Genomic DNA, 22,420 nt, shown 5'->3' with positions numbered 1-22,420 from the left:
AGATGGAAAAAGAAATAACAACATATCATAAAGAGCTTAAAGATTTTATAACTGCTATACCTGATTTTCCGGATTCACTGGTAAATTCTACATTTGAATATGATACCGGGAAACTCATCAAGATCCTGCAGAAGAAAGAAGTTTTTGAAATATGTAAAATCAGTGAAAGCGAGTTTGAAGCTGTAGATCGTATCGACCGCGAGCTGGGAAAAGTAGTTACCGATCTGCTCAGGGAAACTGATCTTGAACAGTCTCTGAAAGATTATTTCAGGCTTGAAAAAGAAATTGAGGATACGTTTTCCGGAAATATGTATATGTATGCAAAGCAGGGAGCTTTGTCTGTAAAATCACTGTATTATTACAAAATAAAAGACTTTCCCAAAGCCATCACATTTACGCTGGAATGTCTTGTTCTGAATGATTATCTTGTGCAGCAAGGCATTTATACTTTAAATTTAAGGTGTTTTGAACAGAATAAAAATATTTCAAGGATTTATTTCAGAGATCAGCAGGCAGAACCGGGATATGAGCTTATATTCAATCTGATCAATTATCTGTTGAATGGAACGAATAAAAACCTTTTCGGGAATATTTTCAACCATAATCAGTATTGGGAGAAAGTTCCGGTAATACGGGAAACCTATGCTTATGAGCTTTTCACAATGATTACCGAAGATATGATCAGATTCAATATCAACAGCCGGGAATTTCTTCCGGACGACTGGTATTCAGATCTTGATTTTGAGGTTAATACTCCTGACAGACAGATTATCTATAACTGGATTTATATCAATAAGCAACTTCGTAATTCAAATTATAAAGATTATTTTGATGGCTTGTTGTATTACTTCCAGCAGCCCTACAATCAGTTTTATGATATTCTGAAAATCTCGTTGCTTCTCGATCTTTATAAATTCGCGGGCGATAATCCTAACCTTACCCGGGAAATAGTTAATTTTATTGAAAATAAACTGCATTTTAATCAGCCCGTGCGTACACTTCTTATTAAAAATGTTTTCAAAGTATAGCGTATATGAAAATTATTATTCAGCATGATCAGATGGATTGCGGGCCGGCATGTCTTGCAATGATAGCCAGTAATTACGGAAAAAATTATAGTTTGCAGTACCTACGTGATCATTCTTTCATTACCAAAGAAGGTGTATCTATGTTTGGTATTGTAGAGGCTTCAAAAAAAATAGGCTTTGAAACACTTCCGGTAAAACTAACGGTGGAAAAGCTGATCAGTTCTCCGAATTCACTGCCCTGTATACTGCATTGGGGGAAGAATCACTTTGTTGTTCTTAAAAAAATAACAAAGAAATTCATGTCCTCAGAATATACTTTTCAGATTGCAGATCCTGCTCATGGCCTGATTTCCATAAAAGAACAGGAATTCAAAAAATACTGGATCTCCAGCGAGAATATGGGAATTGCCTTAATTTTAAAACCTTCAGAGGATTTTTTTGCCATGGAAGTTCCTCAGGAAAAAAAGATTACCCTGAGCTATATTCTGAAATACCTTACCCCGTACAAAGGCCAGCTGGTACTCATGTTTCTGCTTTTACTGGCAGGAAGTGCCATTACACTGGTTTTTCCTTTTTTAACGCAGGCCCTTATTGATAAAGGCGTAAGTGCTAAAAATTTAAACCTCATTGCACTGATTCTTCTTTCCCAGTTGGGACTCTTTCTGGGTTCCATTACCATAGAAGTCTTCAGAAACTGGCTTATGCTTTTTATAGGGACAAAGCTGAGTATCACCATTATTTCAGAATTTTTAAAGAAAATGCTTCAGCTTCCTATCAGGTTTTTTGATACCAAAAAAATGGGAGATTTTAACCAGAGAATTCAGGATAACGAAAGAATAGAGGAGTTCCTTACCTCTCACAGTCTTCTTACCTTTTTTTCAATTATCAATTTCTCTGTTTTCTTCGGAGTCCTGCTGTATTATGACTATACGATTTTGATGGTTTATCTTATCCTGACCGTTCTCTCCATCGGCTGGTCTTTCTACTGGCTTAGAAAAAGGAAAATTCTGGATTATCTCCGTTTTCAGCAGCGGGCAGAAAATCAGGAATCTGTATTTGAGATCATAAAAGGCGTTACCGAAATGAAGCTCAATCAGTTTGAGGATTTCAAACGCAGCCAATGGGAAGAAGTACAGCAAAAATTATTTAAAGTCAATATCAAAATATTAAAGTTGAATCAGATTCAGCTTTCCGGCTTTGAATTTATGAACCAGCTGAAAAACATTCTGGTGACCTTTTTAGCAGCTACGCTTGTTGTTAATGATAAAATGACATTGGGAGGACTGTTGAGTGTCTCTTATATCATCGGGCAAATGAACTCTCCTGTCAATCAGCTGATCAGTTTTTTCCGCTCCCTGCAAGACGCAAAACTAAGTCTGGAGAGATTAAATGAAGTACAGAGCTATCCCGCTGAAGAAAGTCCGGATCAGATCGATTTGTTTCCTGAAAAAATAGAAAATCAAAAGCACACGAAAGGAATCCGGTTTGAGAATGTAAGCTTCCAATACGGAGGCAGTAAATCCCCTTATGTATTGAAAAATATCAATCTGCTGATCCCTGAAGGAAAAATAACCGCTATCGTAGGAACCAGTGGAAGCGGAAAAACCACGCTGATGAAGCTGTTACTAAAATTTTACGAACCTACTGTCGGAACCATTTCTTATGATGGCATAGACATCGGAGCCATTTCGCCCAAAAATTTGAGAAGCGGATGTGGCGTGGTCATGCAGGACGGCTATATTTTTTCAGATACTATCGAAAGAAATATCATTACAGGAAATAAAGAAGGCGATCAGGACAGGCTGATGCAGGCTGCCAGAACAGCTAATATAGATGAATTTGTAGCGTCTCTGCCTTTGAAATTCAATACCAAGATCGGAGCCTCAGGCAACGGGATATCCGGCGGCCAGAAACAGCGGATTCTTATTGCCAGGGCTGTATACAAAGATCCTCATTACATCTTTTTCGATGAAGCCACATCCGCTTTGGATGCTGAAAACGAAAAAATAATCCATAACAATTTACAGGAGTTTTTTAAAGGAAAGACCGTGATCATTATTGCACACCGCTTGTCTACAGTGAAAAATGCCGATCAGATTTTAGTCTTAAAAAATGGAGAAATCATAGAAAAGGGGAATCACCAGCAACTGGTAAACCATAGAACGGAGTATTTCAATCTGGTTAAGAATCAACTGGAATTGGGAGTGTAGCAATTATTATAATTTCAAAAAGCTAAAGTTCTAGATCTACACGGCTTTTATAATTCTATTCCACGAAAAAGCGCCCAAATAGGAACGCTTCTATATTTTTAAGAGGCACGAATCTATTTCATGCCTTGTTTCTGTATGTAGATTTCTACTTTCAGCAGGCCAATATGTTCCTGCAATTTTTTATTTTTTTATTCGACAACAAACGAATACAAATGAATTTAAATAGTTTATAACCGACTAAGATGCTTTGGTGTAACAATCTTTGCAACAGAGATTTGAGAAAGACAGTGAACGTCTCTTATCTGAATATTAATTTAAAAAAATTTAAAGCTATGTCACTAAGAAACAAAGTAACATTAATTGGTTACACAGGTAAAGAAGTTGAAACAGTAAACTTCGAAAGTGGAAACGTAAAAGCAAGTGTGTCTTTAGCTACCAGCGATCATTACACAAATGCAAAAGGTGAAAAAGTAGAAGAAACGCAATGGCACAATTTGATTGCTTTTGGAAAAACAGCGGAAATCCTTCAGAAATATGTACCCAAAGGAAAAGAAATTGCAATTGAAGGAAAACTTACATACAGATCGTATGATGACAAAGACGGCGTTAAGCGTTATATAACCGAGATCAGAATCGATGAGATCCTGCTTTTAGGAGGCAAATAATTCTAAAAACACGAATGATGAATGTAAAAGTTTTTAAAATCAGACTTTCCAAGGAATTTCTCCATAGAGATCAAAAAATGCTTGATGATTTTCTTGAAGTGAATGAAATTATAAAAGTGGAAACCGCTTTTGTAAATGATGAATGTTACTGGTCCGTAATCCTCTATTTTGAGGAGCTGAGAACAGCAAAAAACACAGTGAAGGAACCAAAGATAGTAAAATACTCTGCAGATAATGATGTTTTAAACTCCGATGAAGAGAAAATTTTAGATGCCCTGAAATACTGGAGATCAGAGAAGGCGAAAGAACAGAATCTCCCCACTTATTTTATCGCGAGCAATAAAGAACTGATGTCTGTGGCTAAGTATAAACCTGTCAAAAAAGAAGAGCTGCTCGAGATCAAAGGTTTCGGAAAACATAAGATTGAAAACTATGGTGAAGAGATTCTGGAGATTCTTGAAAGCGTTTGATTTTTGAATGTAGTAATGATAATGCATCGAAAGTTGGGAGAGTAATCTTTCCCAACTTTTTTATCTTCGGAAAAGTCCTTTCAATTGCTTATTTTTGCATTCATCAAAATGACATACAGCAAATGAAGCCAAGTTTAGCAAAAGGAACGAGAGATTTTACAGCACAGGAAGTTTCAAGAAGAAAATATATTATCAATATTTTACAGAATAATTTTGAATTGTTTGGTTTTCAGCCATTAGAAACCCCAAGCTTTGAAAATCTTTCTACTTTGACAGGAAAGTACGGAGAAGAGGGTGACCGACTGATCTTTAAGATTTTAAATTCAGGAGAATACGCTTCAAAAGTGAATCAGGAAGACTGGGACAATAAAAACCATCAGAAGCTTATTTCACAAATTTCAGATAAAGCACTCCGTTATGACCTTACCGTACCTTTTGCAAGATTCGTGGCGATGAATCATGGTAAGCTGACATTCCCTTACAAACGTTACCAGATTCAGCCGGTATGGAGAGCGGACCGTCCACAGAAGGGAAGGTTCAGAGAGTTTTATCAGTGTGATGCCGATGTGGTAGGAAGTGAAAGCCTATTACAGGAAATAGATTTGGTTCAGCTATATCTGAAATCATTTTCTGATCTGAGAATTCCAGTTACTATTCATATGAATAATAGAAAGATCCTTTCCGGTCTGGCAGAATATGCAGGTATTACTGATAAACTGATTGAATTTACTGTAGCTTTGGATAAACTTGACAAAATAGGAAGAGAAGGAGTTGTTAAAGAATTACTGGAAAGAGAAATTTCCCAGAAATCTATTGATAAATTGGAATTCTTATTTAATCAGTCAGATGATGCGCTGGAAAATCTTCTTCAGTTAAAAGTAAAGTTTGCTGACAGTGAAATAGGACTGAAAGGAGTGGAAGAGCTTGAATTTGTACTTACTCAATCTCTGAATCTTGGGGTAGATATGAAGAATCTTGTATTCAATATTACGCTGGCCAGAGGTTTAGATTACTATACCGGAGCTATTTTTGAGGTGAAAGCGGATGAGGTGGCAATGGGATCCATCGGCGGCGGTGGAAGATATGATAACCTTACAGAAGTTTTTGGAGTGAAGAACATTCCAGGAATCGGAATCTCATTTGGTTTAGACAGGGTTTATCTGGTAATGGAGGAGCTTAATCTTTTTCCTGAAGAAGCTTCAATGAAAGTAGAATATCTGTTTGCTAATTTTGGAGGAGAAGAAACTGTAGAAGCTTTAAAACTGATCATGAAGCTGAGAAAAAAAGGAATTTCCGCGGAACTATACCCGGAAAATGCAAAGCTGAACAAACAGTTTACATACGCTGAAAAAAAGGGAATTAAAAATCTTGTTTTCTTAGGAGAAGAAGAAATTAAAAACGGAACAGTTACATTTAAAGATCTGGGAGCTGGAGAACAGAAAACAGTTTCCCTGGAAGAATTTTTAGGGTAATATTCTGAAAATATAAAATTAAAAAGCATTATCAATCGATAATGCTTTTTGCGTTCATTAATATTTACTCTAATCCCAGTTATCATTTATCCAAATTTTTATATTCAATTGACTATGAAGTAAATCAGAACCTAGAGTTTTAGATCAATTGAAACAGTGAGTTAGCTTGTATGGGCCGAATTGTTCTTGTAGATAATATGGCAGTTTATGACAGAATTGTAACAGCAGAAAACCATCAAAGAAAGGGAATCGCTACTTGTCTGATGCACGAACTTGAAAAATTGCATTATCAAATGGTATTCACAACAACTTTTTAGTGGCAACAGAGCAGGGAAAATCACTTTATGGAACAATGGGATGGGAGCTTTACAGTTCTTATACATCCATTGTTATTCCCGGAATTTGATTGTTTCTAAAGAAATATAAAGTAAATCTCAAAACGTTTACTAAATTAGCTTAAACAAATACCATGGAAAATTACCTGGAAATCAATAAAAATTCCTGGAACGCTAAAGTAGATACTCACCTGAAATCGGATTTCTATTTTGTAGAGGAGTTCCTAAAAGGAAGAAACTCACTCAACTCAATAGAGCTGGAACTTTTGGGAGATATAAAAGGCAAAAGTATTCTGCATTTGCAATGTCATTTTGGCCAGGATTCTATTTCCCTGTCAAGAATGGGAGCCCATGTCACGGGTGTAGATTTGTCTGATAAAGCAATTGAAACCGGAAAAGATCTTGCTCTGAAATGCGGTACAGATACAAAATTTATCTGTTCAGATGTCTACAGGCTTCCGGATATTCTTGATCAGAAATTTGATATCGTCTATACAAGCTACGGCGTAGTAGGATGGCTTCCTGACCTTGATAAATGGGCGGGTGTCATCAGTCATTTTATAAAACCTGGCGGAAAATTTATAATGGCAGAATTTCATCCTGCAGTCTGGATGTTTGATGATGATTTCACAAAAATCGCCTACAATTATTTTAATGAAAAGCCTATTATAGAAACCCACGAAGGAACCTATGCTGATAAATCCGCAGATATTGTTCAGGAGTATGTGATGTGGAACCATTCTTTAGCTGAGGTACTTCAGAATCTGATAAATCACGCTATACAACTGGAAAATTTCCAGGAATTCGACTGGTCACCTTATCCGTGTTTCAATCATGTGGAGGAATTTGAAAAAGGAAAATGGAGAATTTCGAAGTTTGATAATAAACTGCCTTTGGTTTATGCTTTAAAGGGCATGAAAAATTAGCTTTTACAATATCAGTTAAAAATAAAAAAGTCATCATAATCCTGAGATTATGATGACTTTCTATATATGAATGTTAAAAAAACTAATCTGTTTAGCTTAAAGAATCTTCAGCTTTTGTTTTAGCTTCGTCTACTTTGTTCTGAACCTGGGATGCAACATCATTGGCTTTGTTCTTAACATCATTTCCCCATTTATTCAGGTTGTCCTTTGCAGTATTGATTTTATCTTTTACAGCCTGCTTCTCTTCAGGAGTAGAATTCTTATATTTCCAATATGCTAAAGCACCTACCCCTAGTAAGGCCAATAGCCCTTTTGTTTTATTTCCCATGATTTTTATTTTTAATGATTTATATTAAAACTTGTTACTAATAAACATGTAAAATACGTGCCAAAAAATTAAATGGAATAATAAAAAAATGTTAAAATTATTGAAAGACCTGAAAATCCTCTCCATCAAAACTTGCGAAGACCATAGTAGGATAAGAATCCTGATGATAGATATTTCCGTCTTTATCAATCGCAATAGCCCCTGCGAAGCCATCTATGGTCTTAAGCTCCTCAAATGTCTTATGAAAAGCCTGTTCAAGACTCATCCCGTCAGTGGTTCTCGTTACGATCTTTGCAGCAGTGGCATTGCTTACAATATCTTCTCCTACGCCTGTACAGCTCACTGCACAAACTGAATTGGCATAATTTCCTGCTACTGTTGCCGAATCTGAAATTCTTCCCGGAATCTCAAAACCTTTTCCTCCGGTAGAAGTTGCTACGGCCAGCTTTCCATCCTTATCAAGAGCTACACAGCCTACAGTTCCCTTGCCGCCATTATTAAGTTTGGCTTCATATTCACTTCTTCTCTGAGGAATTTCCGTTGAGAAATTCTCGAAACCATGTTCAGATGCATAAATTTTAGCACCTTTTCCACCCAAAACCCTGTCATCCTCATTGATCAGCTCTTTCGCTACAAAAATAGGATTCTTTACATCCTGAAGATTGATTACACCACTTAACTTCTGCGTTTCTCCATCCATAATCGCTGCGCTCATACGGATCACACCGTCACTTTGTATCTGAGAACCGGTACCTGCGTTGTACAACGGATCGTCTTCCAGAAGAGAAACAGCATAAGCTGCCGTATCAAAAGCAGAATGCGTCTGAAGATATTCAAACGCCTTTTGGGCAATCTGTTTTAAAGAATTTTGTTTTGCTGTCTTTACTTCATGACTTTGATCGCTTTCAGAGAAAAAACCGCCGTGGATAATAATTTTCATAAGATTATATTTTGTCAATTGTGAAAAGCCAATTCTCAATTTTAAAGTTACTAAAATTGTAATTGGTGAAATTCTTATTTAACTTATTTATCCTGCGGGATAGGGTTGAACTGTGAATTTTCGATTGTAAGTTTCTTTGTAGTAAGGTCGTAGTGGTCATTCATAGACATTACATGTACCGTAAGATTATCAATGGAAATAGGTTCACCCAGGTTAATATTCGTAAGGTTGGTATCTTTAATGAATCTTCCGTCCACGAGGATTACAAGACCAGAACCTACAGCCGTCATGATATCATTATGGATAAAAAGTCCGGTATCTTCACCCAGCCCTATTCCCAATGTTCTCGGATTGTTGACTACAGCCTGGAAAAGACGTCCGATTCTTCCGCGCTGTACGAAGTGTGTATCAATGATTACGTTATCAATCAGGCCCAGTCCCTGTGTTGTTTTAATTTCTCCCTTTAAAAGAGATTCAGAGCTGCTTCCCTGGTATATCATATTTTCAGAAGCTGCCGCCGCTCCGGCAGAAGTCCCTGAATAGATGAAATCCTGTTCCTGGTATTTCAGTAAAATAGTATCGTGAAATCTTGTTCCGCCAAGAATAGAAGTCAACCTGAGCTGATCTCCGCCTGTGAACATCACTACATCTGCTGCATTAGCCCTTGCAGCCATAGCATCGGAATTAGCCTCTTCACGGTTATAGATGTCAAGGATATTTACATTTTTGGCGCCAAGAAATTCAAAAGCTTTTTTATATTCTGTGCCTACAATTTGAGGGATTTGGGAGGCTGTGGTTACAATTTCGATGACAGAATTTTCCTTAAGCTTAGATTCATTAATGATCTTTCTTAAGATTCCTCTTTCAAAAAAGTTAAGGTTTTTTTCAATGTTCTGGTCGAAATCAGTTTCTGCAAAGCTTCCTTTGTTTACAGCTCCTCCGATAATAATTAATTTTCCAACGGGTCTCATCATAGTGTACAAATTTAAAAAATAATTAACATTTGACGAAATTCATGACACATTTTAATGATTTTTAATGTTTTAGAATTGTTAATTTCTTTTCATTTTTTTTTGAGAAATCTTTAAATGTGGTATAGTTTGGTTTAGGGTTTTACATTATCTTTGATTTTTGAAGGAGTTATTGTTAACTGATAAAAATGCAAATAGATTATGAAAATTGAGAAGATACAGGCCCTGCGAGGCCCGAACATCTGGAGCATCAGAAGAAAAAAGCTGATACAGATGAGATTGGATCTTGAAGAAATGGAGAATTATCCTACAAATAAAATTGATGGTTTCAGAGAAAGAATTGAAAAACTGATCCCTTCTCTGTTCACTCACAGATGTTCAGAAGGTGTGGAAGGCGGTTTCTTTCACAGGATAGAAACAGGAACTTGGATGGGCCATGTCATTGAACATATAGCGTTGGAAATACAAACATTGGCAGGTATGGACGTAGGTTTCGGAAGAACTCGTGAGACAAAATCGCCGGGAGTATACAATGTTGTTTTTAATTATATTGAAGAAAATGCAGGCACTTATGCTGCTGAAGAGGCAGTGAATATAGCCAGGGCCTTAATCGATAATACAGAATATGACATTAATGCCTGTATACAGAAACTGAAGGAAATCAGAGAACGTGTTCGCCTTGGGCCTTCTACGGGAAGTATAGTGGAAGAAGCTGTTTCCAGAAAAATTCCCTGGATAAGATTGGGAACAAATTCTTTGGTACAGCTTGGCTATGGTGTAAACCAACAACGTTTTCAGGCTACTATTACAGGAAAAACAAGCTCCATTGCGGTAGATATTGCATGCAATAAAGAACTGACAAAAAAAATGCTTCATGACGCCGCTATTCCGGTTCCTATCGGAGATTTGGTGGTTGATGAAGAAGAGCTGAGCAGTGTTATAAAAAAAATAGGCTATCCCATCGTACTAAAACCATTGGATGGAAATCACGGAAAAGGTTCTTCCATTAATGTAAACGATTGGGAAGCTGCAAAAATAGGCTTGGAACATGCTCAGAAATATTCCAGAAAAGTCATTGTAGAAAAATACATTACAGGATATGATTTCAGGGTTTTAGTGATTAACAATAAAATGGTTGCCGCAGCAAGGAGAGTGCCCGCACATGTTGTTGGAGATGGCGAACTGAATCTTCAGGAGCTGATTGATAAGGAAAATAAAGATCCGAGAAGAGGCTATGGCCATGAAAATGTCCTTACTGAAATAGAAATAGATAAGGATACACTGGAACTTCTTGAAAAGCTTCAATATACCCTTGAAACCGTTCCTCAAAGAGGAGAGGTTGTTTATTTGAAATCTACCGCTAATCTTTCTACAGGAGGTACATCTATAGATGTTACCGATATGGTACACCCTGAGAATATCACTATGGCAGAAAGAGTTTCCAAGATTATTGGTCTGGATGTCTGTGGTATTGATATCATGGCAGAAAATCTGACACAGCCACTTAAGGAAAGCGGTGCTGCCATTATTGAAGTAAACGCTGCACCGGGATTCAGAATGCACCTGGCACCAAGCGAGGGCCTTCCGAGAAACGTAGCTGCTCCGGTGGTCGATATGTTGTATCCTCCGGGAAAACCATTCACAATTCCAATTATCGCTGTGACAGGAACGAATGGAAAGACAACGACAACAAGATTGATTTCCCATATCGTAAAAAGCAATGGTTACAGAGTAGGCTTTACCACTTCTGACGGTATCTATATACAGAATACAATGCTTTCGAAAGGAGATACTACAGGACCACTTTCTGCTGAATTTGTTCTGAAAGATCCTACAGTAGAATTTGCTGTTCTGGAAACGGCAAGAGGTGGGATCCTGCGTTCCGGCTTAGGATATGCCCAATGTGATATCGGTGTTTTGACGAATATTGAAGAGGATCATTTAGGAATGAATGATATTCACAATTTGAAAGACCTGACGAAAGTAAAAAGGGTTGTTTTGGACAGCGTAAAGAAAAACGGCTGGAGTGTCCTGAATGCAGATAATGAATATTCTATGAAGATCATCAATGATCTTGACAGTAATGTTGCGATATTCAGTATGGATGAAAATAATCCTCATATTGTAAAATTTGCCAAAGAAGGGAAAATCACCTGCATTTATGAAGAAGGTTTTGTAACGATTAAAAAAGGCGACTGGAAGATCAGGATAGGTAAGGCTAAAGATTTCCCGATCACCATGGAAGGGAAGGCCAGATTTATGATCGAAAACGTTTTAGCTGCGAGTTTGGCAAGTTATCTTTACGGTTTCGGAATAGAAGATATTTCCAATTCCTTAAGAACTTTTATTCCAAGTGCACAGCTTACTCCGGGAAGACTGAATATATTTAAATTCAAGAATTTTAAGGTTCTTATTGATTTTGCTCATAATCCTTCAGGTTATGAAGCAATTGAAGATTATCTGAAAAATGTAGAATCTACCAAAAAAATAGGTATTATTTCCGGGGTTGGAGACCGCCGTGACGGTGATATCAGAGAATGCGGGAAAATTGCAGGAAGAATGTTTGACCATATTATTATCAGAAATGAAAAGCATCTTCGCGGCAGAACAGAAGAGGAAATTAACGGATTAATCATTGAAGGGATGCAGTCTTCCGGAAGAAATGTCAGTTATGAAATTATTCCAAAAGAAATTGAAGCATTAAAGCATGCTATGGGGATGGCTGAAGAAGGAACCTTTATTACTGCTTTAAGTGATGTTATTTCCAATGCAATCGATCTTGTACAGGATTATCAGGCACGTGAGTCTATGGAGGACGATAAAAATTCATAAATAAATGATTTATACAAAAAAACGGCTGAATTTTCAGCCGTTTTTATTTTAAACAAAATATGATTTTACTTTTTTCATCATATTTGACAAATTAGATATCTGCAAATCTGTTTAATTTACGAGAGACTTCTTTAACACAAAGTTTTATGAAAAGCAGGTTTTACTTTAAGAAATGTAAACAAGGAGGCGAACCCGCTGATGAAGTTTTATGGATAAAACGATCGCTTAGTTGAATCAATGTATTTGATTCCGTCTCTTTGCAATCCTAAAATGTAAATAGTTATTGCAAAAGTTTGCATTAGAAAAATATACAGATTAGCTATTTTTTAAATCAAATAGTAGTTTCGCTTTTTTAAGATACGCTTCCGTTTCCTGTGAAAGATCAAGAAAGTAATCCACCTGCCATTTTTGAGTAGCTTTAGCCTGCTTACTTTCCGTGAGGTCCCAGCTTGGATAAACTCTGATTCCTCTTTTACCAATTCTTTTATCATGGGACAAAACTCCTTTTTCTATCAGAACTTCTTTAGGAAATATGAAAATTCCTTTATCATTGTCCGTTGAAGCTGAAATTAAATAAAAATCAAACAGATCATTGGAATCAAACGGAGCAGTTTGCCCTTCTTCATTGCGTTTCCAGATGGTTACAAACTGACCGGTTTTAGTTGGTGTTATCTTTGCTGTACGGAATTTAATATTCAAATGTTTTAAAACAAAACTGCATCCTGAATACTCTTTAGATTCTATATCTTCTTCTACATTTAAAAGTTTCAGTCCAAGTGGCTTGAAGATCAGTTCATCAACATTTTTAAGATTCATGAGTGGCGTTTTTTATTATTCCAATAAACTCTTGTCAGGTATAGAAATATTGATACAAACAGAGTATCGCAAAAATAACAAATCCTCCTGAATTTAGAAGGATTTGTTGTATTAATCAGGGTTTTGTTTACCCTGTTTTTGATTTTGTCAAATTATTCCTCTCCAAAAAATGCATTAGAACTCCCGATCCATATGGCATCTTTCTTATTAAAATCCACATTTACCATCGCAGCTTTTGTCATTCTTCCCAGATTTTCCAGTAGAATAGGGCGTTCATCATTTTCGTGCCAGATATAAAGTAGTCGGATTTCTGCTTTTGAAAACTCTCCGTTAATGTCTTCAAAAATAGGCTCGTAAGTTACTTTTCTCTGCAGGATGTAGTTTTCCTTATCCTCAATAGCTTCTGTAATTTCTTTCGTAGGATTTAAATTCACTCCACTTCCTGCGAACGAAAACAGTGGTTTCAGTACAAAATTTTCAAGATTCTCATGCTCAGGGAATTCGTTTAAGAAATAGCTCTTCGGAACGAATTGATGCTTCAGCATGGGAAGAAGAAACTTTGAGATTTTAAAGAACCAGTTAGGATGTGTAATCCATTTTACATCAATATCATCACGGAAATCAAACCCGGATTTCAGATCCGGGATTCTATCCAGTTCATCAAAAATAACACGGTTATAGATCCTTTTGATCTCAATATATTTTCCGTTGTTTTCATAAAACAGATTTCTGCCTTCTTTTTTTACCTTGGTCAGACAGACTGTTTTTATCCCTAATAATTGTTCTGTTAAAGCAAAATCAATAGCTGTTTTCTGTTGTTCAGGGAATATTTCAAGTAGAATGACATTTTCGGGATTCTCATTTCCGATAATCAGTTCTTTTAAATGGTTTTTAAACTCAGAATGGGGCATTGTATTCCTAATCTCAGAAAGAAAAGGGTAAACCTCACAGAATGTGTCTTCAAAAGTCTTTTGAAAAGCATACAATGAAGGAAAAGCCTGTAGCTCGATCAGTTGAGGCTCAATTTCCCCGTTTTCACTTCGGCAGATCCCGAAATCAATAGTAAAAAAGTGAGGTTGAAGAGTGTCATTAGGTACTCGGCAGTTATCCGGAACAGCCTTGTAAAGCACTTCAGCAGGAATCATTTTTATCTGGTCAATAATACTTTCGCTGGCGTCTATAAGCTTGTTTCTAAATTCATTACTAAGAAAGAGCGGGCTTTCTGAAATTCTGAATGTTGGCGCAATATTTCCTTTTTTGGCAAGACTTTCTTTAAGCTGATTATATTTTTCCTGCGAAAATTCCTGATTGAACTGTTTTCTGTATTTTGGGATCATATTTTCTCTTTGTGGTTTTGATTTTAAAAAATCGAACATTTCTGCCCGATTTTAATACTCTTTAAATTTTTAACGTGATTCCAAAATAAAGCTTAATATAAAATCTTAGTTAGATTTTGACCACAAAAGTCACAAAAGTTTTAGACACTTTAGATCACTTAAGAAAGCTTGAATATGATGTATAAAAAGTTTACATAAGATAAAAATCAGAGATTTTCAAAAAACTTTAAGAGTTTTTCTCAACGGCTGGAATAATTATTTTCTTTACTTATGTATCTAAAACTTCTGTGACTTTGAGGTTTTATATTAAATCAATTTTAAATCCGCGTTTTTAATTAAACTAAAACTTCATTTCTCTTCAGAATGTTTTTTTTTGCGGACTGAAGGAATCTAGGGAGAATTTGGCTTCTGGTAAGAATAATTTTGTCCTCGTCATCTATTCTGTCTACCGTTTCAAGATATTTTTCCATGCCGAAGTTCTCGATCATCGCTGTTTTATTTTTTTCGTCTTTCAGATTTTCGATCATACCTTTTGGATCAGCTTCCGGATGGAATTGTGTCCCGAATATTTCATCTGAAAAACGAACAGCCATTACGGCTCTCTCCAGATTGATATGTGGTCTGAATTTCTCAATAGCCATGATTTTCATGCCCAACTCATCAAAACGGTTCATATCCGGCTCAATGAACTGATAGGCTCTGGAATCTACAGCGTAGAAAGGATCCTGAAGATTTTTAAATAAAAATTCCTGCTCGCCTTCCTCAGTTTTGTGGATGGGCATCACTCCAAAAGAATAAGATCTTCTTTTACAGATATTACCCAGCTTCCAATGGATGCTTGCCAGTTGGAATGAATGGCAAATCAGGAACAGATACTTTTTATCTTCATTATATTTGTTGTGCTCTAAAACGGCATCAAGAAAAGTGGCATACCTGTCTTCCCATTCCAGACCTTCTCTGTGCGGGTTTCCAGGTCCGCCTGAAGAAATAAAGATATCAAAATCTTCTATGTTCGGCATTTCATTCTTAAATCTTACATCAAAAGTTTGGATGGTCACATTTTCTTCAGAGCTTTGTTGGAATGCTTCCGAAATTTCTTTAATATTTCTAAAGCCTTGATTGACATGGTTGTTGTTCATATCAACCAGAGCGATTCGAATATCTTTCATACTACTTCATATTTTTTGTAAAGTTACCAAAAAAATTATGAAGCTGTTTCGCCGTGTGTTATGCCATACTCCGTTTCAGAGATCATATAATCTACCACTTTGGTAAGGTCACCGGTTTCATTAAATACTTTAAGCTGCCTGTCGGCCCCAGTCCCGTTTTCCAGAATGGTCCATGCATATTCAACCTCTTTTCTGCAGTCTAGGTCATCTACAACATCATCAATAAATTCCAGAAGTTCCTTCAGCAGATGAGGGTAAGGAACAGACTCCTCTTTCCCAAAATCAATGAGATGGGCTTCAATACCACTCTTGGATGCTCTCCATTTGTTTTCGTTCAACAATAATCTTCTGTAGCTTCTGAAACTTAAATTTTGTTGGTGAAGCTTGTAGATTTTCGCTACTAAACTTTGCATAATGGCAGCCATACAAACTGTTTCTTCTATCCTTAAAGGCATGTCACAAATTCTGAACTCAATGGTGGGGTAGAAGGGGTGAACACGCAGATCCCACCAGATTTTCTTGGCATTATCTATAGTTCCGGTTTTTACCAGAAGTTCTACATAGCTGTCGAATTCAGCGAGTGAATTGAAATAGCTGGGAATACCGGTTCTTGGGAATTTCACAAAAATTTCCTGCCTGTAAGACTTAAAACCTGTATTTCTTCCGATCCAGAAAGGAGAGTTGGTAGAAAGTGCATAGACGTGCGGAAGAAAATAACGCATCACATTCTGAATTCTGACCCCTTCTTCACGGTTTGGGATTCCGATATGCACATGAAGTCCGAAAATTAAATTTCCCCGGGCAACGTCGCCCATATCATCTACGATCTTGTTGTAACGCTCACCATTGGTAATGGTATTGTGTTCCCAGTTTGAAAAAGGATGGGTTCCGCCGCCGGCTACCCGAAGGCCTTGTTCATGGGCTGTGTTGATTAAATGTCTTCTCAGGTTAGTCAGTTCTGCCCTGGCCTCTTTGATATTCTGGCAGATGCCGGTTTCCATCTCGATCATTGATTCATGCATTTCGTGTTTTAAGTTTTCACTTAAAACGGCTTTTCCGCCTTCAATAATTTTCGAAACATGAGATATTAAGTCTCTGCTCTCAACATCAATGATCTGATATTCTTCCTCGATTCCGATTGTAAATTGATGCATTTTTTTTCGTGTTTTTTATTTTTTTAGTGTTTATTTTACAGAGTCTTTTACAAAAGTTCCCCAAGAGATATTAGGTTTTCCAGGAACATATTCTTTTGCTTTTTCAATAGCCAGTTTAGCAGAATGTTCTACAATCCATGCAAAATTGTCTTCGCCCACAGAATTCTTATCCGCATCAGGGGCTGGATTGCAGAAGTCTATTGCATATGGAATTCCGTCTCTGATGGCAAACTCTACCGTATTGAAGTCGTAGCCTAGAGCTTCATTCATGGTAATAGTGTAATCATGAATTGTTTTTAATAATTTTTCAAGTTCCTCTCCTTTGGTCTGGTGTGCCGTGGCATACCTTAAGTGATGTGGATTACGTGGTTCGTAAGGCATAATGTGAACATACTTTTTGCCCAGACAGTAAACCCTGTAATAATCATCGAAAACAATTTCTTCCTGTACCATCATCACAAGCTGTTCTGTTTCGCTTAATTTTTCCCATAGATCTTCAGGATTTTCCACTCTGTATACACTTTTCCATCCACCACCGTCATGAGGTTTCATATAGGCAGGAAATCCTACGTAATTGAAAATATATTCCCAGTCGTGAGGAAACTTCAGGTTTCTGAATGATGTTTCCGAAGTGTCTGTAGGTCTTTCGTGCGAAGGAAGCAGTACTGTTTTAGGAAGCGGAATTCCAAGTTTTGTCATCAGCGCATTATTGAAGAACTTTTCGTCGGCACTCCACCAGAATGGATTATTGATTACATAAGTTCCGTTAAGCGCTGCATTTTTCAAATAAGCCCTGTAAAAAGGAACATCCTGTGAAATTCTGTCGATAATGACTGCATAGCCGTAATCAGCTCCCTGCTCAAGTTTATCGATATTTACTGCTTCAGCAATGATTTCTCCACCGCCCAGCTCATTCACTTTGTCGATAAACGCCCAAGGAAATGTGTCTTCCATACCGAATAGAATTCCCACTTTTTTTGCCATAATTTCTGTTTTTAAATTGGTATATGTTTTATTATTTTATCTTATTAAATGTACGGTTTCATGAGAAAAAAGTCCCTATAAAAGTAGGAAACACCATCCTCCATAGCGGCCAGTCATGATTGATCCATTTTCTTTCATCGTACCAGAAATCAATCCCTTTCGAGCTTAAGATTTCGGCCATTTCGATGTTTTTATCCCTGCAGATATCCTGGTCAGAAGTACTCAGCACAATGTGCATATGTTTGTATTTCCAGGCTTCATCATTCTTTACAAATTCCCTCGGGCAGTTAAAATATACGAGTTCATCCGAATATCCGTCCATGAAATTCCTGATGCTGAACGCTCCGGAAAGGCAGAACAGATGGGAAACCACGTCCGGGAATCTGAAAGCAAAGTTAGCGGCATGATAACCTCCGAAACTTGCACCAGCCACTGCAACACGGTGTGTTTGATGGATCTTCTGGATATACGGGATAAATTCCTGAATAAGAAACTGTACATACAGTTCATAGTTTTTGATCCTTTTCTGAGGGGAAATTTTTTCATCATAAAAGCTCCAGCTATCAATCGTCTGGATATTATAAAGCTTTACTTTTCCCTGTTCTATAAACCAGTTAATACTTCCGTTGAGATGAAAGTCGTGATTTTGGGTGTATTGTCCCTGGGAGGTAGGAAACATAACGATGGGATATCCGTAATGTCCTGTAACCTCCACTTTAAGACTTGTTCCTAATATGTTTGAATAGTAATCTGTATGTTCTATATGCGGCATTGATCAGTTTCTTTTATTTTATATTGTGTTTAGCTTGTCAGTTTACTTTTGGGCGGCAGAATATTCAGCATTTCCGCCTGGATCTTTTCGGCGGCACTGTCTAGTCTTTGCTGTATAACATCCGGATCGCTGGATTTGTAAACAATTCCTACATGATGATCGATTGGAAGAAACTTTATGGCTTCTTCACTTTCGAAAGCTGTATAATCAGGTTGTTTATCTTTAATAAGGGCAACGATTAGCCCAGAATAATAACCTGTAGGCTTTGAGGCCTGATAGCTTTTTCCACGCAGAAGAGCATCTTCAATCTTGGCCCATTCCCGCCAGATATTAATATTACTGGAGGCTTCAACAAGATCAGGAATGTGTGCGCCCCCAACTCTGGAGGATGTTTCAAGGAAATACCATTTTCCATCGGCTTTTCCACGGATAAATTCAGTATGGGTAGCTCCGTTCATTAATCCGAAACTGGAAAGAACTTTGGCATTGACTTCTTCAAGGGCTTTAAATTCATCGGAATATCTTCCCAGGGTTTTGGATCTGAATACACCACCTTCATGAGAAACCTGCATAGGTGGAGCCAGATACTTGGAAGCAGATGTAAATACAATTTCTTTATTAAAAGTCAGACTGTCCACATGATAGACATCTCCGGGTTTAAAACTTTCCAGCAAAAAAAGATGTCGTTCTTCACCAAGGGCATTCAGTTCGTTCCAGAGCTCATCTTTGGATAAAAATTTCTTAATTCCTGATGCTGACGCTTCTGAGCGGGGTTTTAATACCCAGGGAGCCGGAACCTTCTCTACAAAGCTGTTCACTTCATCATTATTAAAAACTGCTGTAAACTCCGGAACACTGATTCCCGAATCTTTCGCTTTCTGGCGCATAGCCAGCTTATCCCTGAAATAACGATGTGTAGTCTGTCCCATTCCCGGAATACGGAATGTTTCTCTGATCAATGCAGCCTTCTCCACATCATAATCGTCGAGGGCCACTACGGCATCTACTTTCCTGGTTTTCATCAGATGTGAAAATCCCTGGACCAGATGCTCCATATTCCAGACAGATGGTTTTAATTCAGACATATAAAATACCTCATCAATAGCATTCCATGGCCAGTTTTTTTCTTTAAGGCCTTCTGATGTTATCAAGATAATTTTATTACCGAGCTTCTTCATTTCGTCCATGAAGTCATAGCCCTTGTAATAGCACGAAATACATACTATTGTTTTCTCCTCCATATAATGTTTTTTAGTTTTTAGTAAATTATCAAAAATAAAAGCAATTTTTTATTGATTAATTAATGTTAAAAATCATAATAAGCTGCATTTTTGAAAATATACACTCAAGTATACAGAGAAATTTTGAAAAAAACTAATTTTTAGTGATAATTTTCAATTAAATCGGCCAGCAGCTGTACTCCAAAGCCGGTTGCTGCTTTTTCCTTTGAGTATCCCGTACTTCCGAAAGCAACTCCTGCGATATCCAGATGCGCCCATTTAGGATGGTTTTCAATAAACTGCTCAAGAAATTTAGCGGCTATGATACAGTCACCGATAGGTTTCATAGAAATGTTTTTCAGGTCTGCGACATCAGACTGTATGTCATCTTTCCATACATCCCACAAAGGAAGATTCCACACCCTTTGGTTGGTACTGTCTCCGGTTTTTATCAGAATATTTTTCAGTTCATCATTATTGGAGAACATGGCTCCGCAGGTGTCACCGAACATTCTGACAGAGCTTCCCGTTAAGGTAGCAAGGTCAATCAGAAAATCCGTTTTATAGTTTTTAGTAAGGTAAGAAAGTCCGTCGGCAAGAACCATTCTGCCTTCTGCATCCGTATTAAGGACTTCAATGGTTTTTCCGTTATAAGCCGTAATAACATCGCTTGGAAGGAAAGCGTTTTCAGAAATGGCATTGTCCGTGATAGGAAGTATGGCAACAATATTCACCGGAAGCTTCATTTCTGCGGCATAGATCAGGGTTCCGATAACTGCGGTAGCACCGCCCATATCAGATTTCATGTAATGCATATTGTCCGGATTTTTCAGGGAAATACCTCCTGTATCAAAAAGGACACATTTCCCGACCAAACCAAATGTTTTGGCATTTTTAACGGTAGTTTTATATTCTATAATGGTAAAAGCGGCATCATAAGCACTTCCCTGGTTAACCGACAGATAAGCGCCCAGGCCTAATTCTTCGCATTTTTTTCTGTTAAATGCGGTATATTTTAAATCATATTTTCTGGCCATATTTTTCAAAAACAGACTTAACATATCAGGTTTCTTAAGATTGGCCGGCTTATTCAACCATTCCTGACAAGCTGTTTGTCCGTTGGCTAACGCTTCGGCTTTTGAGCTGATTGTATCCAGCTTTTTCTGGCTTAGATTTTCAAAATGGATCTCAAATTTTGTATTCCAGAAAGCATGCTTTTTATCAAAAGGATAGCTGTATGTTCCAAAAAGTAAACCTTTTACGAACTCTTCGAACTGTTTCTCATTCAGGAAACCTGCTAAAACTAACGTTGGAGCAGCCTGAAGCTTGTCTTTTTGTGTTTGGGAGAATTTAACGGCTACCTGCTGAACCTCAAAATTCTGTACTGTGGATGTTCCCAAACCAATCAGATATACGATGTTTTCCTCATCAGTATGAATGAAAACCTCATATTTCTTTCCGGAGAAAAAAGAAGAGATATTTTTATTGTAATTTTTGTTGGATTTTGTCCATTCTTCCTCTGTGAAAAGGTGAAAAATCTGTGTGTATTTTTTATTTTTTTTATTAATCAGTTTCATAAGCTTAATTTTTAATGCTTTGCTGTTGTGGTTTTACTTCTACAGGATTTTCTGTGTTGTCATAGAACAACCATTCGATGGCTCTGGGAAACTCCTGAGACCAGTAAAATTCACTGTGGGTTCCTTCCGGATTAATGCTGGTCCTGAATTCAAAGTCAAAAAGGTTCTTCTTTTCCCAACGCTTTAAATATTCTTCAAAAACATGAATTCTTTTTACCATTTTGGAACCTTCCTGACCTCCTCCATACAGATATATTTTTGTTTTAAAAGGAATTCTGAAGTTCATCATCGGAAAATTATTGTTGGGTTCCACCCAGAGTGAAGGGGAAAAGATCAGCAGTTTAGAATAAACCTCAGGATAAAGGAATCCGCTGTAAATACTGATCAGAGCGCCCAATGAGCTGCCCCCGATTCCTGTATTGTCACGGTCTTTTTTTGTGCGGTAGTGTGCATCCACAAAAGGTTTTAAAGTATCCGTAATGAAACGGATGTATTTTTTTCCTTCCGAGCCATTCGCAATATTGTCATTGTCAAAGATATATTCCTTAATACGCTCCTCACTGCCATGTTCTATGGCGATAATGATGACATCGCCCCGGCCGTATTCTGCTAAAATAGACAGCTTTTTGTCGATTTCCCAGTTTCCGTACCCGCTTCCTTCGTTGAAAAGATTTTGGGCATCCTGAAGATAAAGTACAGGATAGCTTTTATCGGATACATAGTAATCATAAGGCAATACTGCCCAGACCTTCCGGTAACGTTCAAGCTGCGGAATATAGAATTCTTCGGAAATAACCTCTGCAATCGGGAAAAATTCCTTTTTAAAAGGTCCCCAGTTGAGCCTCCATTTTTCTATGGCATCAGAGGTTTTTTCTTTTGCTTTTTCAGCTTTCCGGTTGGGAGTGATATTGCCGTATTTATCGAGTTCCACATTTTCCCAGCCTCCCTTTGTAAACTTGTATTCTACGGTATCAGGAAGTATTTCGCTCTCAATCTCTATAAAATAATTGTGCGGATCCAGCTGTTTAAGCTGATAATTGTAGTCTCTTGGGTTCCAGTTGTTGAAATTTCCGGTGATGTATACCGTTCTGTCGTCGCTTTCTTCAGTGTAAAGTTCAAACCTCATCCTATGTGTTTAATATAATTTTGAAGCTAAATTTATAAAAAAGATTGTTTAAAAATCATAAAAAGATAAATATAAAAAATAATATATT

General features: G+C 37.2%; 20 protein-coding genes. 8 read left to right on the top strand and 12 right to left on the bottom strand.

Annotated features, from left to right (window positions below; genetic code table 11):
- Nucleotides 1–2 precede the first annotated feature (2 nt).
- The 7 genes from DRF60_RS17570 (at nt 3) to DRF60_RS17545 (ending at nt 7,106) form a co-directional block, all read left to right on the top strand.
- Complete coding sequence (locus DRF60_RS17570) at nt 3–1,028, top strand: hypothetical protein (RefSeq protein ID WP_116013756.1); 1,026 nt, start codon at nt 3–5, stop codon at nt 1,026–1,028.
- 5 nt (nt 1,029–1,033) lie between these two features.
- Complete coding sequence (locus DRF60_RS17565) at nt 1,034–3,238, top strand: peptidase domain-containing ABC transporter (protein WP_116013754.1); 2,205 nt, start codon at nt 1,034–1,036, stop codon at nt 3,236–3,238.
- A gap of 332 nt (nt 3,239–3,570) precedes the next feature.
- Complete coding sequence (locus DRF60_RS17560) at nt 3,571–3,903, top strand: single-stranded DNA-binding protein (RefSeq protein WP_048504355.1); 333 nt, start codon at nt 3,571–3,573, stop codon at nt 3,901–3,903.
- A 14-nt stretch (nt 3,904–3,917) separates the two neighbouring features.
- A complete protein-coding gene (locus tag DRF60_RS17555; protein ID WP_238640234.1) occupies nt 3,918–4,373 on the top strand; it encodes an HRDC domain-containing protein in 456 nt (151 codons plus the stop codon).
- Nucleotides 4,374–4,495: 122 nt separating this feature from the next.
- Entirely contained in the window at nt 4,496–5,845 is a 1,350-nt protein-coding gene (gene hisS, locus DRF60_RS17550; protein WP_116013751.1) for a histidine--tRNA ligase, read from the top strand.
- Nucleotides 5,846–6,015: 170 nt separating this feature from the next.
- A complete protein-coding gene (locus DRF60_RS21415) occupies nt 6,016–6,162 on the top strand; it encodes a GNAT family N-acetyltransferase (protein WP_167443745.1) in 147 nt (48 codons plus the stop codon).
- 152 nt (nt 6,163–6,314) lie between these two features.
- Nucleotides 6,315–7,106 carry a class I SAM-dependent methyltransferase gene (locus DRF60_RS17545; RefSeq protein ID WP_116013748.1) on the top strand — a complete coding sequence of 264 codons (792 nt, stop codon included), beginning with the start codon at nt 6,315–6,317 and terminating at the stop codon, nt 7,104–7,106.
- 91 nt (nt 7,107–7,197) lie between these two features.
- On the opposite strand, the gene DRF60_RS17540 is transcribed toward DRF60_RS17545, so the two are convergent.
- From DRF60_RS17540 to DRF60_RS17530, 3 genes are all read right to left on the bottom strand, one after another.
- On the bottom strand, nt 7,198–7,434 hold the full coding sequence (locus tag DRF60_RS17540) for a YtxH domain-containing protein (protein WP_111958171.1): 237 nt from the start codon (nt 7,432–7,434) through the stop codon (nt 7,198–7,200).
- Between the two features lie 97 nt (nt 7,435–7,531).
- Nucleotides 7,532–8,374: an isoaspartyl peptidase/L-asparaginase gene (locus tag DRF60_RS17535; protein ID WP_116013745.1), complete on the bottom strand. Its 843-nt coding sequence runs from the start codon at nt 8,372–8,374 to the stop codon at nt 7,532–7,534.
- 83 nt (nt 8,375–8,457) lie between these two features.
- Nucleotides 8,458–9,348, bottom strand: a complete 891-nt coding sequence (locus tag DRF60_RS17530) for a cyanophycinase (RefSeq protein ID WP_394337473.1) — start codon at nt 9,346–9,348, stop codon at nt 8,458–8,460.
- A 198-nt stretch (nt 9,349–9,546) separates the two neighbouring features.
- On the opposite strand from DRF60_RS17530, the gene cphA reads away from it, so the two are divergent.
- The gene (gene cphA, locus DRF60_RS17525; protein ID WP_116013742.1) at nt 9,547–12,177 is read left to right on the top strand and encodes a cyanophycin synthetase; all 2,631 of its coding nucleotides are present in this window, start codon (nt 9,547–9,549) and stop codon (nt 12,175–12,177) included.
- A gap of 315 nt (nt 12,178–12,492) precedes the next feature.
- Here the strand turns inward: cphA and DRF60_RS17520 are convergent, their stop codons facing one another.
- The 9 genes from DRF60_RS17520 to DRF60_RS17480 form a co-directional block, all read right to left on the bottom strand.
- Entirely contained in the window at nt 12,493–12,993 is a 501-nt protein-coding gene (locus DRF60_RS17520; RefSeq protein WP_116013740.1) for a MepB family protein, read from the bottom strand.
- A gap of 152 nt (nt 12,994–13,145) precedes the next feature.
- Nucleotides 13,146–14,369 carry a hypothetical protein gene (locus tag DRF60_RS17515; RefSeq protein WP_238640233.1) on the bottom strand — a complete coding sequence of 408 codons (1,224 nt, stop codon included), beginning with the start codon at nt 14,367–14,369 and terminating at the stop codon, nt 13,146–13,148.
- A 296-nt stretch (nt 14,370–14,665) separates the two neighbouring features.
- On the bottom strand, nt 14,666–15,499 hold the full coding sequence (locus DRF60_RS17510; protein WP_116013737.1) for a type 1 glutamine amidotransferase: 834 nt from the start codon (nt 15,497–15,499) through the stop codon (nt 14,666–14,668).
- Nucleotides 15,500–15,534: 35 nt separating this feature from the next.
- A complete protein-coding gene (locus DRF60_RS17505) occupies nt 15,535–16,653 on the bottom strand; it encodes a carboxylate-amine ligase (protein ID WP_034725324.1) in 1,119 nt (372 codons plus the stop codon).
- Between the two features lie 30 nt (nt 16,654–16,683).
- Nucleotides 16,684–17,637, bottom strand: a complete 954-nt coding sequence (locus DRF60_RS17500) for an ATP-grasp domain-containing protein (protein ID WP_116013734.1) — start codon at nt 17,635–17,637, stop codon at nt 16,684–16,686.
- A 58-nt stretch (nt 17,638–17,695) separates the two neighbouring features.
- Complete coding sequence (locus DRF60_RS17495; RefSeq protein ID WP_116013732.1) at nt 17,696–18,409, bottom strand: alpha/beta hydrolase-fold protein; 714 nt, start codon at nt 18,407–18,409, stop codon at nt 17,696–17,698.
- Nucleotides 18,410–18,438: 29 nt separating this feature from the next.
- Nucleotides 18,439–19,650, bottom strand: a complete 1,212-nt coding sequence (locus tag DRF60_RS17490; protein WP_116013730.1) for an ATP-grasp domain-containing protein — start codon at nt 19,648–19,650, stop codon at nt 18,439–18,441.
- Nucleotides 19,651–19,790: 140 nt separating this feature from the next.
- Entirely contained in the window at nt 19,791–21,206 is a 1,416-nt protein-coding gene (locus DRF60_RS17485; protein ID WP_116013728.1) for a leucyl aminopeptidase family protein, read from the bottom strand.
- A 4-nt stretch (nt 21,207–21,210) separates the two neighbouring features.
- Nucleotides 21,211–22,332 carry an alpha/beta hydrolase-fold protein gene (locus DRF60_RS17480; RefSeq protein ID WP_116013725.1) on the bottom strand — a complete coding sequence of 374 codons (1,122 nt, stop codon included), beginning with the start codon at nt 22,330–22,332 and terminating at the stop codon, nt 21,211–21,213.
- Nucleotides 22,333–22,420 lie beyond the last annotated feature (88 nt).

The organism is Chryseobacterium elymi (assembly GCF_003385495.1).
GTDB classification, from domain to species: domain Bacteria; phylum Bacteroidota; class Bacteroidia; order Flavobacteriales; family Weeksellaceae; genus Chryseobacterium; species Chryseobacterium elymi.
The sequence above is the reverse complement of the archived record's forward strand: the minus strand, read 5'-3'. Positions and strand labels throughout refer to the sequence as shown.